A 24,447-nucleotide genomic window follows, 5' to 3' on the forward strand; every position below is an offset into this window, starting at 1 on the left:
GCCGTCACCTTGGCTCAAGTCCCCTGCGGCGCTGCGAGGTAGGGGGCAAACGGCGTATCATGTAATTGAGTGTCCGGAGGCTCACACATCTATGGCGGACAAGAAAAGTTCTAACAGCGAAAAGCTGTTGTATTGCTCGTTTTGCGGCAAGAGCCAGCATGAAGTCAAGAAACTGATTGCGGGTCCATCGGTATTCATCTGCGATGAATGTATCGACCTGTGCAACGAAATCATTCGCGACGAGGCTGCCGGCGCGGGCATCGAGGCGGGCTTGTCGAAGTCCGATCTGCCGAGTCCGCAGGAAATCCGTGAGATTCTCGACCAGTACGTGATCGGTCAGGAACGCGCGAAGAAGATTCTCGCGGTCGCGGTGTACAACCACTACAAGCGCCTCAAGCATCTCGACAAGAAGGACGAGATCGAGCTGTCCAAGAGCAACATCCTGCTGATCGGTCCGACCGGTTCCGGCAAGACGCTGCTCGCGCAGACGCTTGCGCGCCTTCTGAACGTCCCGTTCGTGATTGCCGATGCAACCACGCTGACGGAAGCCGGCTATGTCGGCGAGGACGTCGAGAACATCATCCAGAAGCTGCTGCAGAACTGCAATTACGAAGTCGACAAGGCTCAGCGCGGCATCGTTTATATCGACGAAATCGACAAGATCAGCCGCAAGTCCGACAACCCGTCGATCACCCGCGACGTGTCGGGCGAAGGCGTGCAGCAGGCTTTGCTGAAGCTGGTCGAAGGCACGATGGCGTCGGTGCCGCCACAGGGTGGCCGTAAGCATCCGAATCAGGACTTCATCCAGGTCGATACCACCAACATTCTGTTCATTTGCGGTGGCGCATTCGACGGGCTCGAGAAGGTCATTGTCGATCGTACCGAGAAGACCGGTATCGGTTTCGGCGCGAGCGTGAAGAGCAAACAGGATCGTGACGCCGGCGAAGTGCTACGCGAAGTGGAGCCGGAAGATCTGATCAAGTTCGGTCTGATTCCCGAGCTGATCGGGCGTCTGCCTGTCGTCGCCACGCTCGGCAAGCTCGATGAAGCGGCGCTGATGAAAATTCTCGTCGAACCGAAGAACGCCTTGGTGAAGCAGTACCACAAGCTGTTCAACATGGAACGCGTCGAGTTGGAAATCCGTCCGGGTGCGTTGCAGGCTGTGGCGCGTAAAGCCATTCGTCGCAAAACGGGTGCGCGTGGTCTGCGCTCTATCCTGGAACAGGCGTTGCTTGACGTGATGTACGACCTGCCGCAAATGAAAGGCGTTAGCAAGGTCATCATCGACGATAACGTGATTGACGGTGACGGCAAACCGCTACTGATCTACGAAGACGCGCCCAAGGTCGCGGGTTCGAACTGATCGGCTTTCGGGTTCTGTAAAAAAGCCGTTCATGGCGACGTGAACGGCTTTTTCGTTTATCGTGTGGTCAGGATGGTTGTTTTCACTATGGAGTCACTGAACCTTCGGAGTCACTGAACTTTTCCCACACGCGGAGGCTTGCAATATTTTCTGCTGGCCTCACCTATCGAACGAACTGATTCCACTCATGGGGAAATGAAATGTCAGGAACCCAACTCCTCCCGCCGGAACGCATTACGCTCCCGCTGCTCCCGCTGCGTGACGTAGTCGTTTTCCCGCACATGGTGATTCCGCTCTTCGTAGGCCGCCCGAAGTCGATCAAGGCTCTCGAAGCAGCGATGGAAGGCGGCAAGCACATCATGCTCGTCGCCCAGAAAACGGCTGCGAAAGATGAGCCGACCGAAAAGGACATGTACGAAGTAGGGTGTGTTGCCAACATCCTGCAAATGCTGAAGCTGCCCGATGGCACCGTGAAGGTGCTCGTCGAGGGCTTGCAGCGCGCGAAAACGCTTTCCATCGAAGAGCAGGAAACGCAGTTCTCGTGCGAAGTCATGCCGCTCGAACCCGACCACGCCGACAGCGCTGAAACTGAGGCATTGCGCCGCGCCATCGTGTCGCAGTTCGACCAGTATGTGAAGCTGAACAAGAAAATCCCGCCGGAGATCCTGACGTCGCTGTCGGGTATCGACGAAGCCGGGCGTCTGGCCGACACGATCGCGGCGCATCTGCCGCTCAAGCTCGACCAGAAGCAGCACATCCTCGAGATGTTCCCGGTGATCGAGCGACTCGAGCATCTGCTCGCGCAACTCGAAGCCGAGATCGATATCCTGCAGGTCGAAAAGCGCATCCGCGGGCGTGTGAAGCGCCAGATGGAGAAGAGCCAGCGCGAGTACTACCTGAACGAACAGGTCAAGGCGATTCAGAAGGAACTTGGTGAAGGCGAAGAAGGTGCGGACCTCGAAGAACTCGAGAAACGCATCACGGCTGCCCGCATGCCGAAGGAGGCGAAGAAGAAGGCCGACGCCGAGCTGAAGAAGCTCAAGCTGATGTCGCCGATGTCGGCGGAAGCGACGGTCGTGCGCAACTATATCGACACGCTGATCGGCTTGCCGTGGCGCAAGAAGAGCAAGGTCAACAATGACCTCTCGAATGCGGAGCGCGTGCTCGACGAAGACCACTTCGGTCTCGAGAAGGTGAAGGAACGCATTCTCGAGTATCTCGCGGTCCAGCAACGCGTCGACAAAGTGAAGGCGCCGATCCTGTGCCTCGTTGGGCCCCCGGGTGTCGGTAAGACGTCGCTGGGTCAGTCGATCGCTCGCGCCACGAATCGTAAGTTCGTGCGCATGGCGCTCGGCGGCGTGCGCGACGAAGCCGAGATTCGCGGCCACCGTCGTACGTACATCGGTTCGATGCCTGGCAAGATTCTGCAAAGCCTGACCAAGGTCGGCGTGCGCAATCCGCTCTTCCTGCTCGACGAAGTCGACAAGATGGGTCAGGATTTCCGCGGCGACCCGTCATCGGCGTTGCTCGAGGTGCTCGATCCGGAACAGAACCACACGTTCGCCGATCACTACGTCGAAGTCGACTTCGATCTGTCGGATGTGATGTTCGTCGCGACGTCGAACTCGCTGAACATTCCGCCGCCGCTGCTCGACCGGATGGAAGTGATCCGCTTGTCGGGTTACACGGAAGACGAGAAGGTGAGCATCGCGCAGCGTTATCTGTTGCCGAAGCAGAAGAAGAACAACGGCCTCAAGGATGGCGAGGTCGATGTGACGGAAACCGCGATCCGCGACATCATTCGTTACTACACGCGTGAAGCGGGCGTGCGTTCGCTCGAGCGTGAAATTTCGAAGATCTGCCGCAAGGTCGTGAAGATGCTTCTGCTGAAGAAGGCGGAAGGCGCGGTGAAGGTCGACGGCGGCAATCTCGACACTTTCCTCGGCGTGCGCAAGTACGACTTTGGTCTGGCTGCGAAGGAAAATCAGGTTGGCCAGGTCACGGGCCTCGCGTGGACGGAAGTGGGCGGCGATCTGCTGACCATCGAAGCCGCGGTGATGCCGGGCAAGGGCAATGTGATCCGCACGGGTTCGCTGGGTGACGTGATGAAGGAATCCGTCGAAGCGGCGCGCTCCGTTGTGCGCTCGCGTTCGCGTCGTCTGGGTGTCAAGGACGAAGCGTTCGAGAAGCAGGACATTCACATCCACGTGCCGGAAGGCGCGACGCCGAAGGACGGTCCTTCGGCCGGTATCGCGATGACGACCGCGCTGGTGTCGGTATTGACCGGTATTCCGGTACGTGCAGACGTCGCGATGACGGGCGAAATCACGTTGCGTGGCGAAGTCCTGCCGATTGGCGGTCTGAAGGAAAAGCTGCTGGCGGCGCATCGTGGTGGGATCAAGCTGGTGCTGATTCCGGAGGAAAACGTCAAGGACTTGACGGAGATTCCGGACAACGTGAAGAACGCAATCGAAATCGTGCCGGTCCGCTGGATCGACAAGGTGCTCGAGCTGGCGCTCGAACGTGTGCCGCAAGCTTTGCCTGAAGAAGATCCGAAACCTGCCGCGCCCGTTGCGGCGGAGCCGGGCAAAGACGCAGCATCAGAGGTCGTGAAGCACTAAAGCATTCGGAAGCGAAGCTGCGTGCTGAACAGAAACCCGCGGTCACGGCCGCGGGTTTTTTTTTTGTCCGCACGAATTTGCAATGCGCTCGCGGGTCAGGTTTTCCCACCTTGTGAACATCGCGCGAGACGCCTCGGGTGACAGATTGCCTGCGCGTTGACGGCAAATAATATTTGCCAATAAAAAGCCGCTTAAAAGCGCGTCGAATCAGGCTCAACCCCGCTTGACATAGGGGTTTCGGCCAATTCTAATGAGGCGGCCCGGCGTTGCCCGCCGGTCGCGTGATGCCAGGTGCTACAGAGCACCGTCACCATTGTCATAAACATTCTCGGGGGTTGGAATGAACAAGACGGAATTGATCGATCACATTGCACAGCAGGCCGACATTTCGAAAGCTGCAGCAGGCCGTGCACTCGATGCAGTGATCGGCGGCGTCAAAGCAACATTGAAGACAGGCGGTTCGGTAACTCTGGTCGGCTTCGGCACATTCGCGGTCGGCAAGCGCACCGCGCGTACGGGCCGCAATCCGCGCACCGGTGCGGCGATTAAAATCAAAGCGGCAAAAGTTCCTAAATTTAGGCCTGGCAAAGCCCTGAAGGATGCGCTAAACTGACGGGCTTGCTGCTTGAGAAGCAGGCGGCAATAACGAAGCACGCTGAATCACGAAACGGGTGCTTAGCTCAGTTGGTAGAGCGGCGCCCTTACAAGGCGTAGGTCGGGAGTTCGAGCCTCTCAGCACCCACCAGTTTCAGATTCGGCTCAAGTGTTTCAGTGCAGCAAAGCGCAGTATAAGGAGTGGTAGTTCAGTCGGTTAGAATACCGGCCTGTCACGCCGGGGGTCGCGGGTTCGAGTCCCGTCCACTCCGCCAGTATCCACGAAAGGCGAACTCCGGTTCGCCTTTTTTATTGCCCGCTGTTGTAAGATCGGGCGTTCTGTTTTTGGCACTCCTTTCGCATGCTCGATTTTTTCCGCAATCACAAACGCCTGATGATGGTCATGCTCATCCTCGTCATTGTGCCGGGGTTGGGTTTTGTGGGTATTCAGGGCTTCCGCGGCTTTTTTGACGAAAGTGCAAACGTCGCGAGCGTCAACGGTCACAAGATCACCCGCGCAGAATACGACGACGCGACGCGTCAGCAACTCGACCGCGCCCGTCAGATGCTCGGCGCGCAGTTCGACATGAAGTCGTTCGATACGCCGGAGCGCCGTCGCCAGATGCTTGACGGTCTGATCGAACAGCGCGTGCTGGCCGATGAAACGCAGCGCCTCCATCTGACCGCATCCGACGACGCGGTGCGCCGCGTGCTGCTCAACGATCCGGTGATTTCGTCGCTAAAGAACCCTGACGGCTCGATCGACGTCGACCGTTACAAGCAGTTGCTTGCGATGCAGGGCATGACGCCCGATCAATACGACGAACGCGTGCGCTACGGTCTCGCGATGCAGCAGTTGCCGGCGAGCATTCAAGGCAGCGCGTTCACGTCGAAGACGCTCGCGCAGCATCTGACCGAGCTTGCAGAACAGCAGCGTGAAGTGCAGGGCATCGCGTTCCATCCGCGTGACTATGCGGCGAAGGTGCAGCCCACCGACGCGCAATTGCAGGCCTACTACGACGCGCATCGCAACGACTTCGCGACGCCGGCCACTGCGACGATCCAGTACCTGGTGATGTCCCCGGCAAGCTTGGGCGCGTCCATCCAGCCGAGCGACGCCGATCTGAAGAAGTACTACGACGACAACGTGGCGCACTTCCGCACTGACGTCGAAGTGCGTGCGAGCCACATTCTGATCTCGGCGCCGAAAGACGCGAGCGCGGCAGACAAGGCCAAGGCCAAGCAGAAGGCCGAAGAGTTGCTTGCGCAGATCAAGGCGCACCCCGACCAGTTCGCGCAGATCGCGCAGGCGAATTCTCAGGATCCGGGCTCGGCGTCGAAGGGCGGTGATCTGGGTTACTTTGGTCGCGGCATGATCGCGGGCGGCCAGGCGTTCGACGACGCGGTGTTCGCGCTGAAGAAGGACGAAGTCAGCGGCATCGTGCTGACCGACTTCGGTTTTCACATCGTCAAGGTGACGGACGTGAAGCCGGCGGTCACGAAGCCGTTCGACGAAGTGAAAGATCAGATCGCGAAAGACCTGAAGACCCAGCTGGCAAGCAAGGCCTTCAGTGATGCTTCAGAAGGCTTCACATCGCTCGTGTATGAGAAGGCAAAGAGCCTGCAACCGGCCGCCGACAAGTACAAATTGCAACTGCAGACCGCGACGGTGACGCCTCAACCGGATCCGAAGGTGCCGCCTGACAGCCCGCTGAACAATCCGAAGTTCCTCACGGCGGTGTTCGCAAACGATGCGGCGGTCCAGCGTAACAACACGCAAGCCATCGATGTCGGCAGCAACACACTGATCGCCGCGCGCGTCACCGACTACAAGCCCGCGGCCGTGCCGGCGTTCGACGCAGTCAAGGATGCCGTGCGTCAGAAGGTGATCGCGGTGCAGTCGAACGAAGCTGCGCACAAGGACGGCGCGGCGAAACTGGCCGAGTTCGAGAAGTCGAAATCCACCGCTGGTTTCTCGTCGACGCTGAAGGTCTCGCGCAACGACGCGCAAGGCGTGCCGCCGGCCGCATTGAGCGCAATCTACAAGGCGGATGCGCAAAAATTGCCAGCCTACGTCGGTGTGGATCTCGGCGATGACGGCTATGCGATCTATCGCGTGAATGCGGTAGCGGCAGGTGCGCCGATCGATCCGCAGCGTTTGGCCGCCGCGCAGCAGCAGATTGCGCAGGTTGATGCACAGTCCGAAGCCGAGGCTTATGTCGAGGCACTGCGGGCCCGCTCGAAGGTGAAGTTCTACGGCTCGCTCGACAGCAGTAACGCCCCGCAGAGCGACGAGTAAGCCTGGAAAGTCATACAGCTTGCGCGCGGGAACACGGCGCGCAAATAGAAAAAGCCCCGCCATTGCGGGGCTTTTTCATTTGACGGGACGAGGCCCGTAGTAGCGGCGCGTTAGAGGCAACCGCTGATCGCACCCGTGGCTTGACCGCCCGCAGCGTTGCCGCGGAAGCCGACCCACGTACCCGGGCCGTTGTACGCCGGGCGTACCACGGCGGCTGCGCCGTTAGGCGGCTGTTGACCGGGAACATAGACGTCCATCGCCTGATCGTTCGCCAGCGTGTTTTGCGAAACGACCTGCTGCTGCGAGGCATCAGCCCATTTCTGCGCGATGCAACTGGCCACGGCCTTCGGCGGCTGCTGGCTTTGACCCACGGATTGAACGCCAGCAGGCGGTTGAGCGGCGCAGGCAGAGATTGCCACGGTCAAAGCGATTAACGGTAAGTATTTCACGTTATCTCCTCAGAGGCGCTCAGATTCGAGCTGGATTACACGGGATACGAAAGTGTCTGAGCGACCTTTACCGATCCGTGTTCCCAAAGTTCTAGAAACAAGTTGTTAGCCGGCTTTTCAGCGCGGCGAACTTGTGCGAAGAAGTGGCCTCACAGTGGGCCACACGTTGTCCAGTAGCACTGCCTGTGCCTGCTGCGTCGGATGAATCTGGTCCGCCTGGAACATCTCGGGCTTATCGGCGATGCCTGCGAGGAGAAAAGGCACCAGTGGCACGCGCAATTGTTTCGACAGTTCGCCATACAGTCCGTGGAACTTTTGCGTGTAGTCCGGGCCGTAGTTGGGCGGGACGTACATGCCCACCAGCACGACTTTCGCATGGCCCTGTTGAGCCTGTTCGATGATCGTGCGCAGGTTGTCCTCGGTGGTGGAGAGCGGCACGCCGCGCAACGCGTCGTTGGCGCCGAGTTCGACGATCACGATGCTCGGCTTCAGACGCTGCATCAGCGCCGGCAAGCGGGCCCGCCCGCCGCTCGTGGTGTCGCCGCTGATGCTTGCATTGGCGACGCTATAATCGATTCGCTCGTCGGTGAGACGCTGGCGCATCAGTGCAACCCAGCCGGTGTCGCGGGGCAAGCCGTACTCGGCGGAGATGCTGTCGCCGAGTACGACGATCACCGGTCTGGCCGGGTCCGGCGCGTTGGCGGCGTGAACCGGCAAGGGCATCGAAAACAGGGCGGCGGCCATGACGGCCGAGCCGAATGCCGTAGTCAGCGCCATAGCGCGCGGGGCGATGGCGAGCGCTTTCAACCTACGCTTCACCATGCTAAACAAAACTGATCCAGTCATTGAAGTGCGGGGTTTGTGCAAGAAAGTTAGGGATGCAACGGGCGAACTGACGATTCTCGACGACATCGATCTTGCTATCGCTGCGGGCAGCAGTGTGGCGATCGTCGGTGCATCCGGATCGGGCAAGTCTACGCTGCTCGGCTTGCTCGCGGGATTGGACAGCGCCAGTTCGGGCTCGGTTCGGCTGCTGGGCCGCGAGCTCACCGAATTGACCGAAGACGAACGGGCCGCGTTGCGTAGCGGCTCGGTCGGCTTCGTGTTCCAGTCGTTTCAACTGATGCCGCATTTGACGGCGCTCGAAAACGTCACGTTGCCGCTCGAACTGCAGGGCGGCATCGGCACACGCGAGGCCGCGACGCGCGCGCGTGGTTTGCTGGAACAGGTGGGACTCGGGCAGCGTACTGGCCATTATCCGAAGCTGCTGTCGGGCGGCGAGCAGCAGCGCGTCGCGTTGGCTCGCGCGTTCGTCACGCATCCGGCCATCCTGTTCGCGGATGAACCGACCGGCAGTCTCGACGCCGCGACCGGTCACGCGGTGATCGATCTGATGTTCGAGATGAACCGGGCGAACGGCGCCACGCTGATTCTGGTCACGCACGACGTCGAGCTCGCGCGCCGTTGCGATACGACCGTCACGATCGAAGCAGGGCGGCTTGCGTGAACGAGTACGCTCACCCGTGACAAGCCGCGAGCGGGGTTGACCCAGGCGCGAGCTTCGATAAGAAAGCAAAAGCGGGCCGCAATGGGCCCGCTTTTTTCATTCCTGCTTTGGCCGGCAGTCGAGCGGGATGGGGCAACATGCGGCCAACCTGAAGCAGCACCGAGTCGCGCTCTGCGAGCTACTTGCCGACTCGCGCATCGAACGAATCACCGACTCATCCGGGCGCGCACCGCTGCAACTTACCGCTTCAACGCGGCCCGCGCCCGCGCGATCAACGCTGAAGTCGACGAGTCATGCTTCTTTTCATCCACGCTCGCCGCGCTCAGATCGGCCTCGACCACCTTGCCGAGAATCTTGCCGAGCTCGACACCCCACTGATCGAACGGATTGATGTTCCACACCGACGCCTGCACCAGCACCTTGTGCTCGTACAGCGCGATCAACGCACCGAGCGAACGCGCGGTGAGCGCGTCGACGAGCAGCGTAGCGGTCGGCCGGTTGCCCGGAAACACCAGATGCGGCGCGAGTTCCGGCTTGTCCGGGCCGGCCACTTTCTTCGCTTCTTCGAGCGTGCGGCCGAGCATCAGCGCCTCGCTCTGCGCAAAGCAGTTCGCGAGCAGCTTCGGATGATGACTCGCGAGCGGATGCTCCGGCGTCAGCACCGCGATGAAGTCGATCGGGACGATGGTCGGCCCTTGATGCAGCATCTGGAAGAACGCATGCTGGCCGTTCGTACCGGGTTCGCCCCACGTCACGGCGGAAGTCGGATAGTCGACCATCGCGCCATCGAGCCGCGCGGACTTGCCGTTGCTCTCCATCTCCAGTTGCTGCAGATACGATGGCAGGAAATGCAGCGCTTCCGAATACGGCGCGACCAGATAGCTTTGCGAGCCGAAGAAGTTGCGATACCAGATGCCGATCATGCCGAGCAGCACTGGCAGGTTTTTCTCGAGCGGCGCATCGCGGAAATGCTGGTCCATCTCGTTCGCGCCGGCGAGCAGTTCGCCGAACTGCTGCGGGCCGACCGCGATCATGATCGACAGACCTACCGCCGACCACAGCGAATAACGCCCACCGACCCAGTCCCACATCTCGAACACGTTTTCTTTCGCGATACCGAACTTGACCACTTCCGCGGGGTTTGCCGACACGCCGACAAAGTGTTTCGCGAGCGCGCTTTCCGGGCAGCCTTTCTCGATGAACCAGTCGCGCAGCGAGCGCGCATTGGTCATGGTCTCGAGCGTCGTGAAGGTCTTGGAGACGATGATCGCGAGCGTCTCTTCGGGATCGATCTGCTGCATCGCGTTATACAGATCCGCGCCGTCGACGTTCGACACGAAGTGCGTGGTGATCTCAGGCGAAGCGAGATGATGCAGCGCGTGCACGACCATCTTCGGCCCGAGGTCCGAGCCGCCGATGCCGATGTTCACGACATAGCGAATCCGCTTGCCGGTGTAGCCCGTCCATGCGCCGCTGCGCACCTGGTCGGCGAACGCGGCCATCCTGGCGCGCTCGGCCTGAACTTCGGCGAAGAACGGCGCTTTTGGATCGGTGGCGCGCAACGCGGTGTGCAGTGCGGCGCGGCCTTCGGTCGGGTTGACCACGTCGCCCGCAAACATGGCGTCGCGACGTTTCTCGACGCCGGCTTCGCGGGCGAGTTGCACGAGCAGTTGCAGCGTATCGGTGGTGATGCGGTGTTTGGAGAAATCGGCCGCGAGACCGCCGCCCGCGAACGTGAAGCGTTCGGCTCGGGTCGGGGCAGGGTCGTTCTCGGGGGCGAACCAGTCGCGCATGTGTGCATCGCGAATCTTCTCGTAATGCGTTTGCAGCGAGGACCAGGAGGGGAGCGAGTTCTGGGTCATAGCGTCCGTCTAACCAAGGGGCACGAAGAAAGGCGCGCGCATGAAGCGCTGCCGAGGATGATGCAACGATGCTGTTAGAGCGATGCCACGCGCCCGGGTTCGTCCACGGCTGCCGGCGAAGCCCCGGCGAGCCGTCAAACAGCGCAGGCCCAGTTTGTCGAAGTTTCGCCGCCACCCGCGATCGACCCGACGCGCGGCGCAGTTAATCAGTATAGCGGCGTTGCGTGACAGGCGGCGTCGGTTTGGCATTGCCGCGCACGAGTTGGGGCCGCGGTGTTCGCGGGTTCACATGTCCGTAGGCGGATAGAACAGACGGTTGAGCAGCGTGCGCACCATCGGCGCGAGTTCGCCCGCCGTCAGGCCAGCCGGCCCGTGCCCTTGCGCGCTGAGCGTGTCGGCGGCGAGGCCGTGCAGGTAGACGCCCGCCAGCGCCGCTTCGTAGCGCGGCAGATGCTGCGCGAGCAGCGCGCCGATGATGCCGCCGAGCACGTCGCCGGTGCCGCCCGTCGCGAGCGCGGCGTTGCCGGTCGGATTGATCGCGAGGCGGCCATCCGGTGCGGCAATGATCGTGCCGGTGCCTTTCAGCACCACGACGCTAGCAAAGCGCGCGGCCAGCGCGCGCGCAGCGCCGAGCCGGTCGCGTTGCACACCTGGCGCATCGGTGCCGAGCAGGCGCGCCGCTTCCAGCGGATGCGGCGTGAGGATGCATGGGTCGCCCTGCACGCCGCGCGCGGTCACTTCGGCGGCGAGCGCAGGGTCTTTCGCGGTCAGGTTCAGCGCGTCCGCATCGAACAGCTTCGGTACGTCGAGCTGCAGCACGTCGTGCATCACTTGCGTCGCGCGCTCGCGATGCCCCATGCCGCAGCCGACGGCGAGCGCGTCCATCTTGTCGAGCGGCAGCTCGTCGAGCGCATGCAGCATCAGTTCGGGATGCGTCGGATCGTAGGGCGGAGCGCCTGTGCCGAGCAGCGCGACGTGCACCTTGCCCGCGCCGCTGTAGAGCGCGGCGCGCGCCGCGAGGATCGGTGCCCCGCACATGCCGGTGTCGCCGCCGATCACCGCGAGGCTGCCAAAGGTGCCCTTGTTGGTGGCGAAATCGCGCGGCGGCAGGAACGCGCCGAACAGCTCGGGCGCGTTCAGTTGCACGGCCGTGCGCTGGCCGCTGTCGACGCCGATCGGCGCCACTGTCACGGCGCCGGCAAGATCGCGGCCTTGCGCGGTGAACAGGCCCGGCTTCGCGGCGATGAAGGTAATCGTGTGGGTGGCGTGGACGGCGGTGCTGTCCCTGCCATCGCCGACGACCGTGCCGGTGTCGCTGTCGAGTCCGCTGGGGATGTCGAGCGCGAGCACGCCGCCTTTCCTCGGCCGGGCCGTCGCGCGTTGCGACAACTGCCGCGCGACGCTCGCGAACACTCCGTCGAGTGGCCGCGTGAGGCCGATGCCGAACATGCCGTCCACGAGCCAGCGATAGCCGTTGAGCGAAGCGGGCGGCGCCGGCGCGATCGGCACACCCGCGGCGCGAGCCGTGTCGAGCGCCCAGCGGGCGTCTTCCGGCTTCACTTCGACCGGCATGCATACCTCGACCGCGATGCCGGCCTCGTGCAGCGCGGCCGCGAGAACCAGCGTGTCGCCGCCGTTGTTGCCAGGGCCCGCGATCAGCCATACGCGCTGCTTCGATTTTTCGATCGACGTGTCACGGGTGATCTGCTCGTGCAGGAAGCTCGCGGCCGACTGGCCGGCGCGCGCCATCAGCGTGTGCGGCGGCAGGCCCGCCGCGGCCTGCGCTTCGGCGATCCGCAGATCGGTCAGCGTCAGCAGGGGCAGCGCGCGCTGGTGCGGGGTGAGGAGCGGCGGCGGCGTGTTTTCGGCGTCTGTCATGGCGAGCCCCGGCGGTGCTTGCGCCGCCAGGCGGGAAAACTTGGGAATCGCTATGTTAGTGCCGATACGCGCGCCGCGCGCGGCTCTGCCTGCAATAAGCGGCCCGCTCGCGAGTGGGCCGCTTATTGCAGACCGAGGGAAGGGATTTATTGGAAGCGGTCGGCGCGCAGCGCGGCAAGGGTGTCGGCGGGCAGCTCCGGCGTCTGACCCGACAGCAGGTCGGCGACCAGTTTGCCCGCTCCGCACGCAAGTCCCCAGCCCGACGGACCGTGGCCGACATTGAGGAACAGACGCGGGTGCAGCGCGTTGCCGATCACCGGCAAGCCATCCGGTGAAAGGAGCTTGACGCCTTCCCAGGGCAGCGCCGCCGAAATGCGCGCGGCGCCGGGAATCCAGTCGTGGGTCGCCTGGCCGAGCAGCGCCAGCGCTTCCGTGGTCACGGCTTCGCCGAGCGGCTTGTCGATCTGTCCGGCGCCTTGCAGCACCGCACCCCCGGCGATGCGCAGCCGGTGGTTCATGCGGCTGATGCCGATCCGCTTGACCGCATCGACGATCGCCACATGCGGCGCGCATTCCTCGTGCGCGATCGGTGCCACCAGCGTGTGCAGCCGCAGCGGATGCAATGGCAGCCGCAGCCCGAGGCGCTCGAGCAGCGCGAGGCTGCCGTAACCGGCGGCCACTACGACCGCGTCGGCATGAATCACATCGACTTCGCGCGAACGCGCAGCCACACCCGCACGCGGCGCCAGTTCCACCGCGGCGCGCTGGCCGTCGAGGCGGATCGCCGAGACTTCGCAGCCGTGCATGAACTGCACGCCGCCTTGCGCGTCGAGGGTCTGCTTGAGGAGCTTGGTGAACAGCGGGCTGTTGGCGGTGCGCTCCTGATCGAACAGCACGCCGCCGGCGAATTCAGGTTCCGTGCGCACCGAATGCTCGTAGGCGGCGCATTCGTCCGGCGTCAGCACGTGGTGCGGCACCTCGTACTGGCGCAGCAGCTCGAGCGCGGGCTGGCTCTGCTGCCATTCGTGCTCGCTGCGCACCAGATAAAGCAGACCGCTCGCCTGTTCGAATTCGAGCCCGAAGCGCGCTTCGACGTCCGCAAGCGCGTCGCGCGACGCTTCGATCAACGGCCGCAGCCGCCCAAACTGACGGGCGAACGCCTCCGGCTCCTGCAGTGCGCCGAGCTGCCTGACGAACTGACGCGCCGCGCCGTTGAAGCCGATCTTGTTGATGACGCCGTTTTTCGCATTCTGACGGCTCGCGAGAAAAGTCGGGCCGAACCAGACGTCGAGCGGGGTCGGCAGAACGGTGCCGCCTTGCCCATAGGTTGCGCCCTGCGCGACCGTGGCGTGGCGCTCGACGACACACACGCGGTGGCCGGCCGCGCGCAGATGATAAGCGGTGGCGACGCCCGCTATCCCGCCGCCAATGACGATGACATCCATGTTTTGATTCGAATTGCCGAAGGGGACGCCGAGGCGGCGCATTCCCGTTGAGCGTGGCATGCGGCGCGGCCCGGCATGGCTCGGGCGGCTCGCGCCGATCTGGTGAAAGGGCGAATGATAGCAGTCAAAGCGCCGCTGCGGCCACGCGCAGCGCATCCCGCGCGCGGACCGAAAGCGCACCGCGAGGCCCGCTGGAAGCCCGCTCCCGGGGTATAATCCTGGACTTCCTTTCCGCCTCACGTCGCCTGCATGCGCGGCTTCTCGGCATCATTGAGCGACGCAACGTCAAGTCCATGGCCCACTTCTCGTGTTTCCCCGGCGCTTCGGCCCTTTCCGATTTCCGTCAAACCCGACTGCTCGAAACGCTCACGCGCATCGACCCGAATATCACCGGCGTGCGCGGGCAATATCTGCATTTCGTCAATGCCCAGACCCCGCTGTCCGCTGAAGACAGCGCGAAGGTCGAGGCGCTGATGCACTACGGCGATCCGCTTGAAGAAAGCAAGGAGCGCGGCGCCGTGGAAACCTTCCTCGTGGTGCCGCGTTTCGGCACGGTGTCGCCGTGGGCCAGCAAGGCCACCGACATCGCCCACCTGTGCGGCCTCACGCAGGTGCGCCGCATCGAGCGCGGCGTCGAGTACACGGTCGCGCTGAAAACCGGCCTGCTGGGCGGCAAGAAAGCGCTTTCCGACGAAGCCCGTGCGGCCGTCGCCGCGGCGCTGCACGACCGCATGACCGAGAGCGTGTCGCCCTCGCGCGACCACGCGTTGCACCTGTTCGACGAGCTGCCGGCCAAGCCGCTGCAAACCGTCGACGTGCTCGGCCACGGTCGCGGCGCGCTGGAAGCGGCGAACACGGAACTGGGTCTCGCGCTCGCCGACGACGAAATCGATTATCTCGTCGACGCGTTCACGAAGCTCGGCCGCAATCCGACCGACGTCGAACTGATGATGTTCGCGCAGGCCAACAGCGAACACTGTCGCCACAAGATTTTTAACGCGGACTGGACCATCGACGGCGAGAAGCAGGACATCTCGCTGTTCAACATGATCCGCAACACCGAAAAGCTGAACCCGCAGGGCACGATCGTCGCGTATTCGGACAACTCGGCGATCATGGCAGGCGGCATGGCCGAGCGCTGGTTCCCGCGCACGCCGGCCGACCTCGGCGCGAACGAATTGCCGGAGCACTACCGCCGCAGCGTCGAACTTACGCACACGCTGATGAAGGTGGAGACGCACAACCACCCGACCGCGATCTCGCCGTTCCCGGGCGCCGCGACCGGCGCGGGCGGCGAAATCCGCGACGAAGGCGCGACCGGCCGCGGCGCGCGTCCGAAGGCGGGTCTGGCCGGCTTCACGGTGTCGAACCTCGCTTTGCCGGACGGCGTCGAGGCTTGGGAAAACGCACGCGACGCCGCGCAGCCGCTCGCGCACCGCAATCCGGACGACCAGCACGAAGCGTATGGCCGCCCCGATCGCATCGCGTCGCCATTGCAGATCATGATCGACGGCCCGCTCGGCGGTGCCGCGTTCAACAACGAATTCGGCCGGCCGAACCTCGGCGGTTATTTCCGCGCGTATGAACAGAACGTCGCGGGTCTGGTGCGCGGCTATCACAAGCCCATCATGATCGCCGGCGGCATCGGCAATATCTCGGACCAGCACACGCACAAGCACGATCTGCCGGAAGGGTCGCTGCTGATCCAGATCGGCGGCCCGGGCATGCGCATCGGCATGGGCGGCGGTGCCGCCAGCTCGATGGCGACCGGTACCAACACCGCTGAACTCGACTTCGATTCCGTGCAGCGCGGCAACCCGGAAATCGAACGACGTGCGCAGGAAGTGATTAACGCGTGCTGGCAGCTGGGCGACAAAAACCCGATTCTGAGCATTCACGACGTCGGCGCGGGCGGCTTGTCGAACGCGTTTCCGGAAGTGGTGGACGGCGCGGGCAAGGGCGCGCTGTTCGAGCTGCGCAAAATCCAGCTGGAAGAAAGCGGTTTGTCGCCGCGCGAAATCTGGTCGAACGAAGCGCAAGAACGTTACGTGCTGGCGATCGCGCCAGCCGATCTGCCAGCCTTCGAAGCAATGTGCCAGCGCGAGCGCTGCCCGTTCGCGGTGATCGGCACGGCCACCGCCGAGCGTCAGCTAAAGCTGATCGACTCCGAACTGAACGACGCCGCGCATCAGCCGGTCGACATGCCGATGGAAGTGCTGCTCGGCAAGGCGCCGCGCATGCATCGCGACGTCAGGCGCGTCGAGCAGAAGCTCGAACCGGTCGATGTCACCGGTATCGCGTTGCCGGACGTGGCGGCGAGCGTGCTGCGTCATCCGACGGTCGCGAGCAAGTCGTTCCTGATCACGATCGGCGACCGCTCGGTGGGCGGCACCACCGCGCGCGACCAGATGGTCGGCCCGTGGCAGGTGCCGGTGGCCGACGTCGCGATCACGACGATGGACTACGCGGGCTTTAGCGGCGAAGCGATGACCATGGCCGAGCGCACGCCGCTCGCCGTTATCGACGCGCCGGCGTCGGGCCGCATGGCGGTCGGCGAGGCGATCACCAACATCGTGGCGGCGCCGATCGCCTCGCTCGACAAGCTGAAGTTGTCGGCGAACTGGATGGCCGCGTGCGGCGCGCCGGGCGAAGACGCGGCGCTCTACGACACGGTCAAGGCGATCGGCATGGAACTGTGCCCGGCGCTCGGCATCAGCATTCCGGTCGGCAAGGATTCGCTGTCGATGCGCACGAAGTGGGAAGACCGCGGCGTCGCGAAGGAAGTGGTCGCGCCGGTCTCGCTGATCATCTCGGCGTTCGCACCGGTCGCAGACGTGCGCAAGCACCTCACGCCGCAACTGCGCCGCATCAGTGACGCAGGCGACTCCGTGCTGATCGCGATCGACCTCGGCCGCGGCAAGCATCGTCTGGGCGGCAGCATTCTCGCGCAAGTGACGCAGCAGGTCGGCGACACGGTGCCGGACGTTGACGATCCGGAAGACCTGAAGCGCTTCTTCAACGCGATCCAGGCGCTGAACAGCGACGGCAAACTGCTCGCTTACCACGACCGTTCGGACGGCGGCCTGTGGGCGACGGTCTGCGAAATGGCATTTGCGGGTCACGTCGGCGTGTCGCTGAATGTCGACATGCTCGTGCTCGACCCGCACCACGAATCCGACTACGGCGACGCGAAGGACTGGGCGAAGCAAACCAGCGGCCGTCGTGAAGACCGCACGATTCGCGCGCTCTTCAACGAAGAACTCGGTGGCGTGATTCAGGTGCGCACGGCGGACCGCGACGCGGTGCTCGGCGCGTTGCGCGAGCACGGCCTGTCGGCGTGCTCGCATGTGATCGGCAAGGTGAACGAGCGCGACGCGATCGAAATCTACCGCGACGCGAAGAAGATCTACGAAGCACCGCGCACCGAGCTGCATCGCACGTGGAGCGAAGTGAGCTGGCGCATCGCGCGTCTGCGTGACAACCCGGCTTGCGCCGATGCCGAATACGACGCGCTGCTCGACGCCGCCGATCCGGGCATCACGCCGGTGCTGAGCTTCGATCCGGCTGAAGATGTGGCCGCGCCTTTCGTCGGCAAGCGTGCGCGTCCGCGTATCGCGATCCTGCGCGAGCAGGGCGTCAACTCGCACCTCGAAACGGCCTATGCGTTCGACCGCGCCGGTTTCGACGCGCACGACGTGCACATGAGCGATCTGCTCGCGGGCCGCGCGAACCTCGCGGACTTCGCGGGGGCGGTCGCGTGCGGCGGCTTCTCGTACGGCGATACGCTCGGCGCCGGCGAAGGCTGGGCGAAGGCGATCCGCTTCAACGCGCAACTGGCTGACATGTTCGCCGCATTCTTCGGCCGTGAAAACACGTTCGCGCTCGGCATCTGCAACGGCTGCCAGATGATGAGCAGCCTCGCGTCGATGATCCCCGGTGCCCAAGCGTGGCCGAAGTTCACGCGCAACAAGTCGGAAAAATTCGAAGCGCGCTTCTCGCTAGTCGAAGTGCAGGCTTCGCCGTCGATCTTCTTCGCGGGCATGGAAGGCTCGCGCATTCCGGTCGCGGTCGCGCACGGCGAAGGTTATGCGGACTTCTCGCAGCAGGGCGATGCGTCGAAGGTGGCGGTGGCGATGCGCTACGTCGATCACCGGGGTCAGCCGACCGAGCAGTATCCGTTCAATCCGAACGGTTCGCCGGACGGCATCACGTCGGTCACGACGGCAGATGGCCGCTTCACCGTGCTGATGCCGCACACTGAACGCGTGCATCGTGCAGTGCAAATGAGCTGGCATCCGGAAGGCTGGGGCGAGAATGGCACGGACGCGAGCCCATGGCTGCGCGTGTTCCAGAACGCGCGTCGCTGGCTGGGATGATCGGGGGCAGGGCTGCCGCTTCGGGCGGCGGCCTTGTAGTGGTCTTGGCTCCGCAGCAAACGAAAAAGCCGCCCTCGGGCGGCTTTTCTGCTTTCAAACTTCAAACGAAGAAGCGGTCGGTCAACAACCCGCTTACTGAATCTTCGCGTTCTTGCGCAGACCTTCTTCGAACGCTTGCAGCTTTTCCTGCTGGATCTGCTGGACGATCTGCGCACGCACCTGCTCCAGCGGCGGCGGCGTGACAGCGCGCACGTCGTCGACACGGATGATGTGCCAGCCGAATTGCGTGCGCACCGGCGTGTCGGTCATCTGGCCTTTCTGCAAATGCGTGGCCGCTGCCGCGAATTCGGGCACGTAGGCCTTCGGATCCGACCAGTCCAGGTCGCCGCCGTTCTTGCCCGATCCCGGGTCCTTCGAGTATTGCTTCGCGAGTTCTTCGAAGCTCGCGCCGGCCTTGATCTTCGCGATCAGGTCCTTCGCCTGCTGCTCGTTGTCGACGAGGATGTGGTGCAGGTGATATTCCTTGCCGCCCGCATCCTTGATCAGCGCGTTATAGCGCGCGGTGACTTCGGCGTCGGTCGGCTGGTTGTTCTTCACGAAGTCTTCGATCAGCGCGCGCAGCACGACAGTCTGTTGCGCGACGGCGATTTGCGCCTTGATGTCCGGACGATTCGGCAGGCCGCGGCGCAGCGCTTCCTGCATCAGGATTTCGCGGTTCACCAGTTCTTCACGCACGGCCATTTGCAGCTGCGGCGTGTTTTGCTGGCCTTGATGAACCAGTTGGTCGATCAGCGCATCGGCGCGCGCTTTCGGAATCGGCGTGCCGTTGACGACGGCGATGTTCTGTGCAAATGCAGGTGCGGCTGCACATGCAGCCAGCAATACCCAAAGGCGGGTTTTCTTCAAGGTCATCGGAAGTTCCTAGCGGGGCAACAAAGCAAATTCTTCGGGCGTATACGCCGTGATGGCAAGGGCATGAATGCCGCGCTGCATGGCATCGGCCAGCGCATCATACACCATGCGATGCCGCGCCACGCGGGCCTTGCCGGCAAATGCGGCGGCCACGATCGTGACACTGAAATGACCGCCGGCGGAGGCGCCGGCGTGGCCTGCGTGCTGCGCGCTGTCGTCGGTGATGCGGATCAATTCGACCGGCGCGAGCGCGGCTGTGAGGCGCGCTTCGATCAGCGCGGCGCGCTCGGCGGTGGTGGCGTGCATGAACACATCGCTCGTCATGTCATTCTTCCTTCATGTACTTCGACAGCCACAGACTCTGTCCGACGATGAACACCAGCAGGCAGCCGGTGGCGCCGAACAGCTTGAAATTGACCCATTGATCGGTCGTGTAGTGATACGCGACGAACAGGTTGACGAGTCCGAGCAGCACGAAAAACACCGCCCAGATGAGGTTCAGCTTGCCCCAGATCGCGTGCGGCAGCGTGATCTGCTTGCCCATCATCGCTTCGATGAGGTTCTTGTTGAAGCCCAGTTGCGAGACGATCAGCGCGACGGAAAACGCCCAGTACAGCACGGTCGGCTTCCACTTGATGAAGGTGTCGTTGTGCAGCACGAGCGTGGCGCCGCCGAATACGGTGACGACGCCGAGGCTCACCCACAGCATCGGGTCGACCTTGCGGTGGCGGAAGGCCACCCACGCGATCTGCACCAGCGTGGCAACGATCGCCACTGCCGTCGCCGTGAAAATGCCCCAGATCTTGAAGGCGACGAAGAACAGGATGATCGGGAACAGATCGAACAGGAATTTCATTATCTGGTCGGCAATACCGAGAGAGTGAGTCGATGGTGAGGGCGCGGCGAAGCGCCCGATGGTGGGTAAGCGGCCGGAAAGCCGCCACGCCAACCTGCCATGGGCATCATGGCAAGCGGGCTAACGGGACGGCTTCTGCCCAGCCCGTTAGCAGCAGACCCGCAGCGCCAAGGGAGGCCGACGCCGCTCAACGGCCTCGCCCAGCCGGCTCGAATCGTGCCGGCCACGCCGGCCGGCAACGCACCAGACTCCGCGCCGCCGCGCTTACTTGGGCTCGAATTGTAACGCAGCCGAATTGATGCAGTAGCGCAAGCCCGTCGGCGCGGGGCCGTCTTCGAACACATGGCCCAGATGCGCGCCGCAGTTCTTGCATTGCACCTCGATGCGCAGCATGCCGTGCGAGCGGTCGGTCTTCTCGGCGATCACCTCGCCGTTGATCGGCTTGAAATAGCTCGGCCAGCCGCAGCCGGCGTCGAACTTGGTGTCCGATTCGAACAGCGGCGTGCCGCAGCACACGCAATCGTAGATGCCGCGGTCCCAGTGATCGTGATAGCGGCCCGTGAAGGGACGCTCGGTGGCCGCGTGGCGCGTCACCTGATATTCGATATCGGAGAGCTGCTGGCGCCACTCTGCGTCGTCTTTCTGCACGGCGGGGACGTCGGTGTTGAGGTCGTCGGGCTGGTTCATGGTCGGGTTCCTGTCTCGGGCTTGTTTTAGCGATGCACGGTGAAGGCGAACGGGTTGGGTCCGGTCTGGCGCGTCACGATGAGCAGCTCACTTCCAGCGCGCTCGCCCAGTCCGGCGGCAAGCCCGCATACGCTTCGTGCTCGGGCTGTTCGTCGAACGGGTGGCGCAGCACCGCCGCCAGACGCTCCACTTCGGAAAAGTCTTTTTCTTTCGCGTGGCGGATCGCCGTTTCCGCCAGGTGATTGCGAAGTACGAATTTGGGGTTCACACGGTTCATTGCAATGGCGCGCGCGGCGTCGTCGCGTGTTTCATGGGACAGCCGCGCGCGATAGTCGTTCGCCCACGCGTCGAACGCGGCGCGACCGAGAAACAGGTCGCGCACCGGCGCGTCGCCGCGCGTGTCGTGTTTCGACACGCGCGCGAGATGCCGGAACGTCAGCGTGAAATCGGCGCGGTTCGCGTGCATGACTTCGAACAGACGATTGACCAGCGCGTCGTCGCCGTCGCGCTCGATGTCGAGGCCGAGCTTCGCGCGCATGCGCCGCTCGAGCGCCGGTGCGAAGCGGTCCTTGAAACCGCCGAGCACGCGCTGCGCGTCTTCGATCGCCTTGTCGCCGCGCACGCTTTCGTCATGCTGTTCGCCGAGCAGAGGCAGCAATCCTTGTGCAAGGCAGAACAGGTTCCAGTAGGCGATCTGCGGCTGCATTCTGTACGCGTAACGACCTTGCGTATCGGAATGATTGCAGATGTAGCCGGCGTCGAAGCCGTCCATGAAACCGAACGGGCCGTAGTCGATCGTCAGGCCGAGGATCGACATGTTGTCGGTGTTCATCACGCCGTGGCAGAAGCCGACCGCCTGCCACTCGACCATCAGGTCGGCGGTGGAGAGCACCGCTTCGTTGAGCAGCGCGAGATAGGGATCGTCGGCGTCGCGGCAATGCGGATAGAAACGCTCGATCACGTGATCGGCGAGCGCGCGCAGCGCGTCGGTGCGATCGTTCGAATAGAAATGCTCGAAGTGGCCGAAGCGCACGAAGCTCGGCGCGACGCGCGTGAGCACCGCGGCGGTTTCGACGGTCTCGCGCCGCACCGGCTGATCGGAGCCGATCACGCACAGCGCGCGCGTGGTCGGAATGCCGAGGTGATGCATCGCTTCCGAACACAGATATTCGCGGATCGACGAACGCAACACCGCACGGCCGTCGCCCATGCGTGAGTAGGGCGTGCGTCCCGCGCCCTTCAATTGCAATTCGAAGCGCTGACCGTCGTGTTCGACCTCGCCGAGACCCAGCGCGCGGCCGTCACCGAGCTGGCCCGCCCACACGCCGAACTGATGGCCCGAATACACCGATGCATAAGGCAGCGCATCGGCCGGCCACTCACGTGTGACGTTGCCGGAGAACAGCTCGACGAAGCCCGGATCGTTCTGAAGGTCCGGCGTGAGACCGAGCAGCGCGGCGGTCTCGGCGGAGAAGCCGACCATGTACGGCGCGTTGAGCGGCGCGGCGGGCAGGCGCGTCAGAAACGTGCTGCCGAGCCGCGCGAACGCGCTGTCGGGGGAGTTGAGAAGAACGTTGGAAAAAGCCGTTAAGGCTTCCGATAACCCTGCAATGCTTGGGGAAAACGACATATTGAGCGCCTCTGGATTAACCGATATTGTAAGTCCGCGCCCGCGGAGCTGCTGGCCGGCCGTTGAACGATGCCGCACCCATCTTTCGCCGGTCGTGCGGATTTCGCCGGCGGCGCATGGAGAAGCGCGCCATGGCGCCCCAACGGCTCCCGGACCCCATCCGATCGAAACAGACAAGCCGAGGAGACCACGCTTTATGACGACGCCGCTGCTGGGCCAGATGATGGATGTGCCGCTCACTGTGTCCTCGCTGCTCGCGCATGCCGCGCGGCATTTCGGCAGCACGGAGATCGTCTCGCGGCGCATCGAAGGCGATCTGCACCGCTACACCTATCGCGATTGCGAGCAGCGCGCGAAGCAGCTCGCGCAGGCGCTGATCGCGCTGGGCGTCGAACCCGGCGAGCGCGTCGCGACCCTCGCGTGGAATGGCTACCGGCATCTGGAAGCGTATTACGGCACGACCGGCTTCGGCGCGGTGTGCCACACGATCAACCCGCGCCTGTTCCCCGATCAGATCGCCTACATCATCAATCACGCCGACGATGCCTACGTGCTGTTCGACACGACGTTCGCGCCGCTCGTCGACGTGCTCGCGCCGCAATGCCCGAAAGTGCGCGGCTGGATCGCGCTCGCCGACACGGCGCATCTGCCGGCCATGCAAACGCCCGCGCTCAGCTACGAAACGCTGGTGGGCGCGCAGGACGGCGACTACGAATGGCCGGCTATCGACGAGCGTCAGGCCTCCTACCTTTGCTATACGTCCGGCACCACCGGCAACCCGAAAGGCGCGCTGTATTCGCACCGCTCGACGGTGCTGCATGCGTTCGGCGCGTCGTTGCCCGATGCGATGGGCCTGTCCGCTCGCGACGCGGTGCTGCCGGTTGTGCCGATGTTCCATGTGAACGCCTGGGGCATTCCGCACGCCGCGCCGTTGACCGGCGCGAAGCTGGTATTCCCCGGCAAGGACCTCGACGGCAAGTCGCTTTATGAACTCATGGAGAGCGAGCGCGTCACCTATTCGGCGGGCGTACCGACCGTGTGGCTCGGCTTGCTGAACTACATGCGCGAGGCGGGGGTGAAGTTCTCGTCGCTGCAACGCACGGTGATCGGCGGCTCCGCGTGTCCGCCCGCGATGCTCCGCACGTTCGAAGACGACTACGGCGTGCAGGTGATCCATGCGTGGGGCATGACCGAAATGTCGCCGCTCGGCACCCTCTCGAAACTGACGTGGGAGCAAAGCCAGCGGCCGCTCGCCGAGCAGCGCGCGTTGCTCGAAAAGCAGGGCCACGTGATGTATGGCGTGGACATGAAGATCGTCGGCGAAGACGGGCGCGAATTGCCGTGGGACGGCGTCGCGTTCGGCGACCTGCACGTGCGCGGGCCGTGGGTGATCGACCGTTATTTCCGCAAGGACGACTCGCCGCTCGCAGACGGCTGGTTTCCAACCGGCGACGTCGCCACCATCGACCGCGACAGCTTCCTGCACATCACCGACCGCTCGAAGGACGTCATCAAGTCCGGCGGCGAATGGATCAGTTCGATCGACCTCGAGAACGTCGCGATTGCGCATCCTGCGGTGGCGGAAGCGGCGTGCATCGCGTGCGCGCATCCACGCTGGACCGAGCGTCCGCTGCTGGTGGTCGTCAAGCGCGCGGGTTTCGAAGTGACGCGCGAGGCGTTGCTTGCATTCTACGAAGGCAAGGTCGCCAAATGGTGGATTCCGGACGATGTCGCATTCGTCGACGAATTGCCGCACACCGCCACCGGCAAGCTGCAAAAGCTGAAGCTGCGCGACATTTTCCGCGACCACGTGCTGCCGTCCGCGCTCGCCGACGAAGCGAACTGCCCGCTTACCAGGGGAAACCCCGCAGCATGATAAATTGAACGATCGTGCTTTTATGTGTATCCTGCCTGCAGACCCGGAAGCAATCGGTTGAAAGAAGGACAATGAGCCGGACATCGAGGCGG

General features: G+C 63.6%; 17 protein-coding genes and 2 tRNA genes. 9 read left to right on the forward strand and 10 right to left on the reverse strand.

The genetic code is table 11. From position 1 onward, the window contains the following. The first annotated feature begins 91 nt into the window (after positions 1-91). The 6 genes from clpX to CIC12_RS18450 all read left to right on the forward strand — a co-directional run bounded on the left by clpX (position 92) and on the right by CIC12_RS18450 (position 6,877). On the forward strand, positions 92-1,363 hold the full coding sequence (gene clpX / locus CIC12_RS18425) for an ATP-dependent Clp protease ATP-binding subunit ClpX (RefSeq protein WP_121318261.1): 1,272 nt from the start codon (positions 92-94) through the stop codon (positions 1,361-1,363). Between the two features lie 200 nt (positions 1,364-1,563). Beyond that, entirely contained in the window at positions 1,564-3,984 is a 2,421-nt protein-coding gene (lon, locus tag CIC12_RS18430) for an endopeptidase La (RefSeq protein WP_168665681.1), read from the forward strand. 340 nt (positions 3,985-4,324) lie between these two features. Then, positions 4,325-4,597 (forward strand): HU family DNA-binding protein, encoded by a 273-nt coding sequence (locus tag CIC12_RS18435; protein ID WP_168665683.1) that lies wholly within the window; start codon positions 4,325-4,327, stop codon positions 4,595-4,597. 56 nt (positions 4,598-4,653) lie between these two features. Further along, positions 4,654-4,729 (forward strand) — tRNA-Val (locus CIC12_RS18440). A gap of 47 nt (positions 4,730-4,776) precedes the next feature. Next, a tRNA-Asp gene (locus CIC12_RS18445) sits at positions 4,777-4,853 on the forward strand. A gap of 86 nt (positions 4,854-4,939) precedes the next feature. Next, positions 4,940-6,877: a SurA N-terminal domain-containing protein gene (locus CIC12_RS18450; protein ID WP_168665685.1), complete on the forward strand. Its 1,938-nt coding sequence runs from the start codon at positions 4,940-4,942 to the stop codon at positions 6,875-6,877. A 110-nt stretch (positions 6,878-6,987) separates the two neighbouring features. Here the strand turns inward: CIC12_RS18450 and CIC12_RS18455 are convergent, their stop codons facing one another. Next, complete coding sequence (locus tag CIC12_RS18455) at positions 6,988-7,326, reverse strand: hypothetical protein (RefSeq protein WP_168665687.1); 339 nt, start codon at positions 7,324-7,326, stop codon at positions 6,988-6,990. A gap of 117 nt (positions 7,327-7,443) precedes the next feature. Beyond that, positions 7,444-8,148 (reverse strand): arylesterase, encoded by a 705-nt coding sequence (locus tag CIC12_RS18460; RefSeq protein ID WP_168665689.1) that lies wholly within the window; start codon positions 8,146-8,148, stop codon positions 7,444-7,446. Between CIC12_RS18460 and CIC12_RS18465 the strand changes: the two genes are divergently transcribed. Then, complete coding sequence (locus tag CIC12_RS18465; RefSeq protein ID WP_168665692.1) at positions 8,147-8,833, forward strand: ABC transporter ATP-binding protein; 687 nt, start codon at positions 8,147-8,149, stop codon at positions 8,831-8,833. The two genes, CIC12_RS18460 and CIC12_RS18465, sit on opposite strands and share 2 nt — an antisense overlap. A gap of 239 nt (positions 8,834-9,072) precedes the next feature. Here CIC12_RS18465 and pgi read toward each other — a convergent pair whose 3' ends face one another. The 3 genes from pgi to CIC12_RS18480 all read right to left on the reverse strand — a co-directional run bounded on the left by pgi (position 9,073) and on the right by CIC12_RS18480 (position 14,018). Then, a complete protein-coding gene (pgi, locus tag CIC12_RS18470) occupies positions 9,073-10,695 on the reverse strand; it encodes a glucose-6-phosphate isomerase (protein WP_168665694.1) in 1,623 nt (540 codons plus the stop codon). A gap of 285 nt (positions 10,696-10,980) precedes the next feature. After that, positions 10,981-12,573, reverse strand: coding sequence for an NAD(P)H-hydrate dehydratase (locus CIC12_RS18475; RefSeq protein WP_168665696.1), 1,593 nt, complete (start codon positions 12,571-12,573; stop codon positions 10,981-10,983). Between the two features lie 146 nt (positions 12,574-12,719). Next, positions 12,720-14,018 carry an FAD-dependent oxidoreductase gene (locus tag CIC12_RS18480; RefSeq protein ID WP_168665698.1) on the reverse strand — a complete coding sequence of 433 codons (1,299 nt, stop codon included), beginning with the start codon at positions 14,016-14,018 and terminating at the stop codon, positions 12,720-12,722. A 293-nt stretch (positions 14,019-14,311) separates the two neighbouring features. Between CIC12_RS18480 and purL the strand changes: the two genes are divergently transcribed. Beyond that, the gene (gene purL / locus CIC12_RS18485) at positions 14,312-18,394 is read left to right on the forward strand and encodes a phosphoribosylformylglycinamidine synthase (RefSeq protein ID WP_168665700.1); all 4,083 of its coding nucleotides are present in this window, start codon (positions 14,312-14,314) and stop codon (positions 18,392-18,394) included. 132 nt (positions 18,395-18,526) lie between these two features. On the opposite strand, the gene CIC12_RS18490 is transcribed toward purL, so the two are convergent. From CIC12_RS18490 to CIC12_RS18510, 5 genes are all read right to left on the reverse strand, one after another. After that, positions 18,527-19,306: a peptidylprolyl isomerase gene (locus CIC12_RS18490; RefSeq protein ID WP_168665702.1), complete on the reverse strand. Its 780-nt coding sequence runs from the start codon at positions 19,304-19,306 to the stop codon at positions 18,527-18,529. 9 nt (positions 19,307-19,315) lie between these two features. Beyond that, positions 19,316-19,630, reverse strand: coding sequence for a BolA family protein (locus CIC12_RS18495; protein ID WP_168665704.1), 315 nt, complete (start codon positions 19,628-19,630; stop codon positions 19,316-19,318). Position 19,631: 1 nt separating this feature from the next. Continuing rightward, positions 19,632-20,162 carry a septation protein A gene (locus CIC12_RS18500; RefSeq protein ID WP_168665706.1) on the reverse strand — a complete coding sequence of 177 codons (531 nt, stop codon included), beginning with the start codon at positions 20,160-20,162 and terminating at the stop codon, positions 19,632-19,634. Between the two features lie 264 nt (positions 20,163-20,426). Beyond that, positions 20,427-20,849: a peptide-methionine (R)-S-oxide reductase MsrB gene (msrB, locus tag CIC12_RS18505; RefSeq protein ID WP_121318235.1), complete on the reverse strand. Its 423-nt coding sequence runs from the start codon at positions 20,847-20,849 to the stop codon at positions 20,427-20,429. Positions 20,850-20,922: 73 nt separating this feature from the next. Then, positions 20,923-22,479 carry a protein adenylyltransferase SelO gene (locus CIC12_RS18510; RefSeq protein WP_168665708.1) on the reverse strand — a complete coding sequence of 519 codons (1,557 nt, stop codon included), beginning with the start codon at positions 22,477-22,479 and terminating at the stop codon, positions 20,923-20,925. Between the two features lie 196 nt (positions 22,480-22,675). Here CIC12_RS18510 and CIC12_RS18515 point away from each other — a divergent pair, with 196 nt between their 5' ends. Continuing rightward, positions 22,676-24,355, forward strand: a complete 1,680-nt coding sequence (locus CIC12_RS18515) for a 3-(methylthio)propionyl-CoA ligase (RefSeq protein ID WP_168665710.1) — start codon at positions 22,676-22,678, stop codon at positions 24,353-24,355. Positions 24,356-24,447 lie beyond the last annotated feature (92 nt).

The organism is Paraburkholderia sp. SG-MS1, from assembly GCF_012275575.1.
In the GTDB taxonomy this organism is placed as follows: Bacteria; Pseudomonadota; Gammaproteobacteria; order Burkholderiales; family Burkholderiaceae; genus Paraburkholderia.

Bases quoted from the DNA above. Each gene is read 5' to 3' on its own strand.
- clpX (WP_121318261.1), top strand. From the start codon at position 92: ATGGCGGACAAGAAAAGTTCTAACAGCGAAAAGCTGTTGTATTGCTCG.
- lon (WP_168665681.1), top strand. From the start codon at position 1,564: ATGTCAGGAACCCAACTCCTCCCGCCGGAACGCATTACGCTCCCGCTG.
- CIC12_RS18435 (WP_168665683.1), top strand. From the start codon at position 4,325: ATGAACAAGACGGAATTGATCGATCACATTGCACAGCAGGCCGACATT.
- CIC12_RS18450 (WP_168665685.1), top strand. From the start codon at position 4,940: ATGCTCGATTTTTTCCGCAATCACAAACGCCTGATGATGGTCATGCTC.
- CIC12_RS18465 (WP_168665692.1), top strand. From the start codon at position 8,147: ATGCTAAACAAAACTGATCCAGTCATTGAAGTGCGGGGTTTGTGCAAG.
- CIC12_RS18460 (WP_168665689.1), bottom strand. From the start codon at position 8,148: ATGGTGAAGCGTAGGTTGAAAGCGCTCGCCATCGCCCCGCGCGCTATG.
- pgi (WP_168665694.1), bottom strand. From the start codon at position 10,695: ATGACCCAGAACTCGCTCCCCTCCTGGTCCTCGCTGCAAACGCATTAC.
- CIC12_RS18475 (WP_168665696.1), bottom strand. From the start codon at position 12,573: ATGACAGACGCCGAAAACACGCCGCCGCCGCTCCTCACCCCGCACCAG.
- CIC12_RS18480 (WP_168665698.1), bottom strand. From the start codon at position 14,018: ATGGATGTCATCGTCATTGGCGGCGGGATAGCGGGCGTCGCCACCGCT.
- purL (WP_168665700.1), top strand. From the start codon at position 14,312: ATGGCCCACTTCTCGTGTTTCCCCGGCGCTTCGGCCCTTTCCGATTTC.
- CIC12_RS18490 (WP_168665702.1), bottom strand. From the start codon at position 19,306: ATGACCTTGAAGAAAACCCGCCTTTGGGTATTGCTGGCTGCATGTGCA.
- CIC12_RS18495 (WP_168665704.1), bottom strand. From the start codon at position 19,630: ATGACGAGCGATGTGTTCATGCACGCCACCACCGCCGAGCGCGCCGCG.
- CIC12_RS18500 (WP_168665706.1), bottom strand. From the start codon at position 20,162: ATGAAATTCCTGTTCGATCTGTTCCCGATCATCCTGTTCTTCGTCGCC.
- msrB (WP_121318235.1), bottom strand. From the start codon at position 20,849: ATGAACCAGCCCGACGACCTCAACACCGACGTCCCCGCCGTGCAGAAA.
- CIC12_RS18510 (WP_168665708.1), bottom strand. From the start codon at position 22,479: ATGTCGTTTTCCCCAAGCATTGCAGGGTTATCGGAAGCCTTAACGGCT.
- CIC12_RS18515 (WP_168665710.1), top strand. From the start codon at position 22,676: ATGACGACGCCGCTGCTGGGCCAGATGATGGATGTGCCGCTCACTGTG.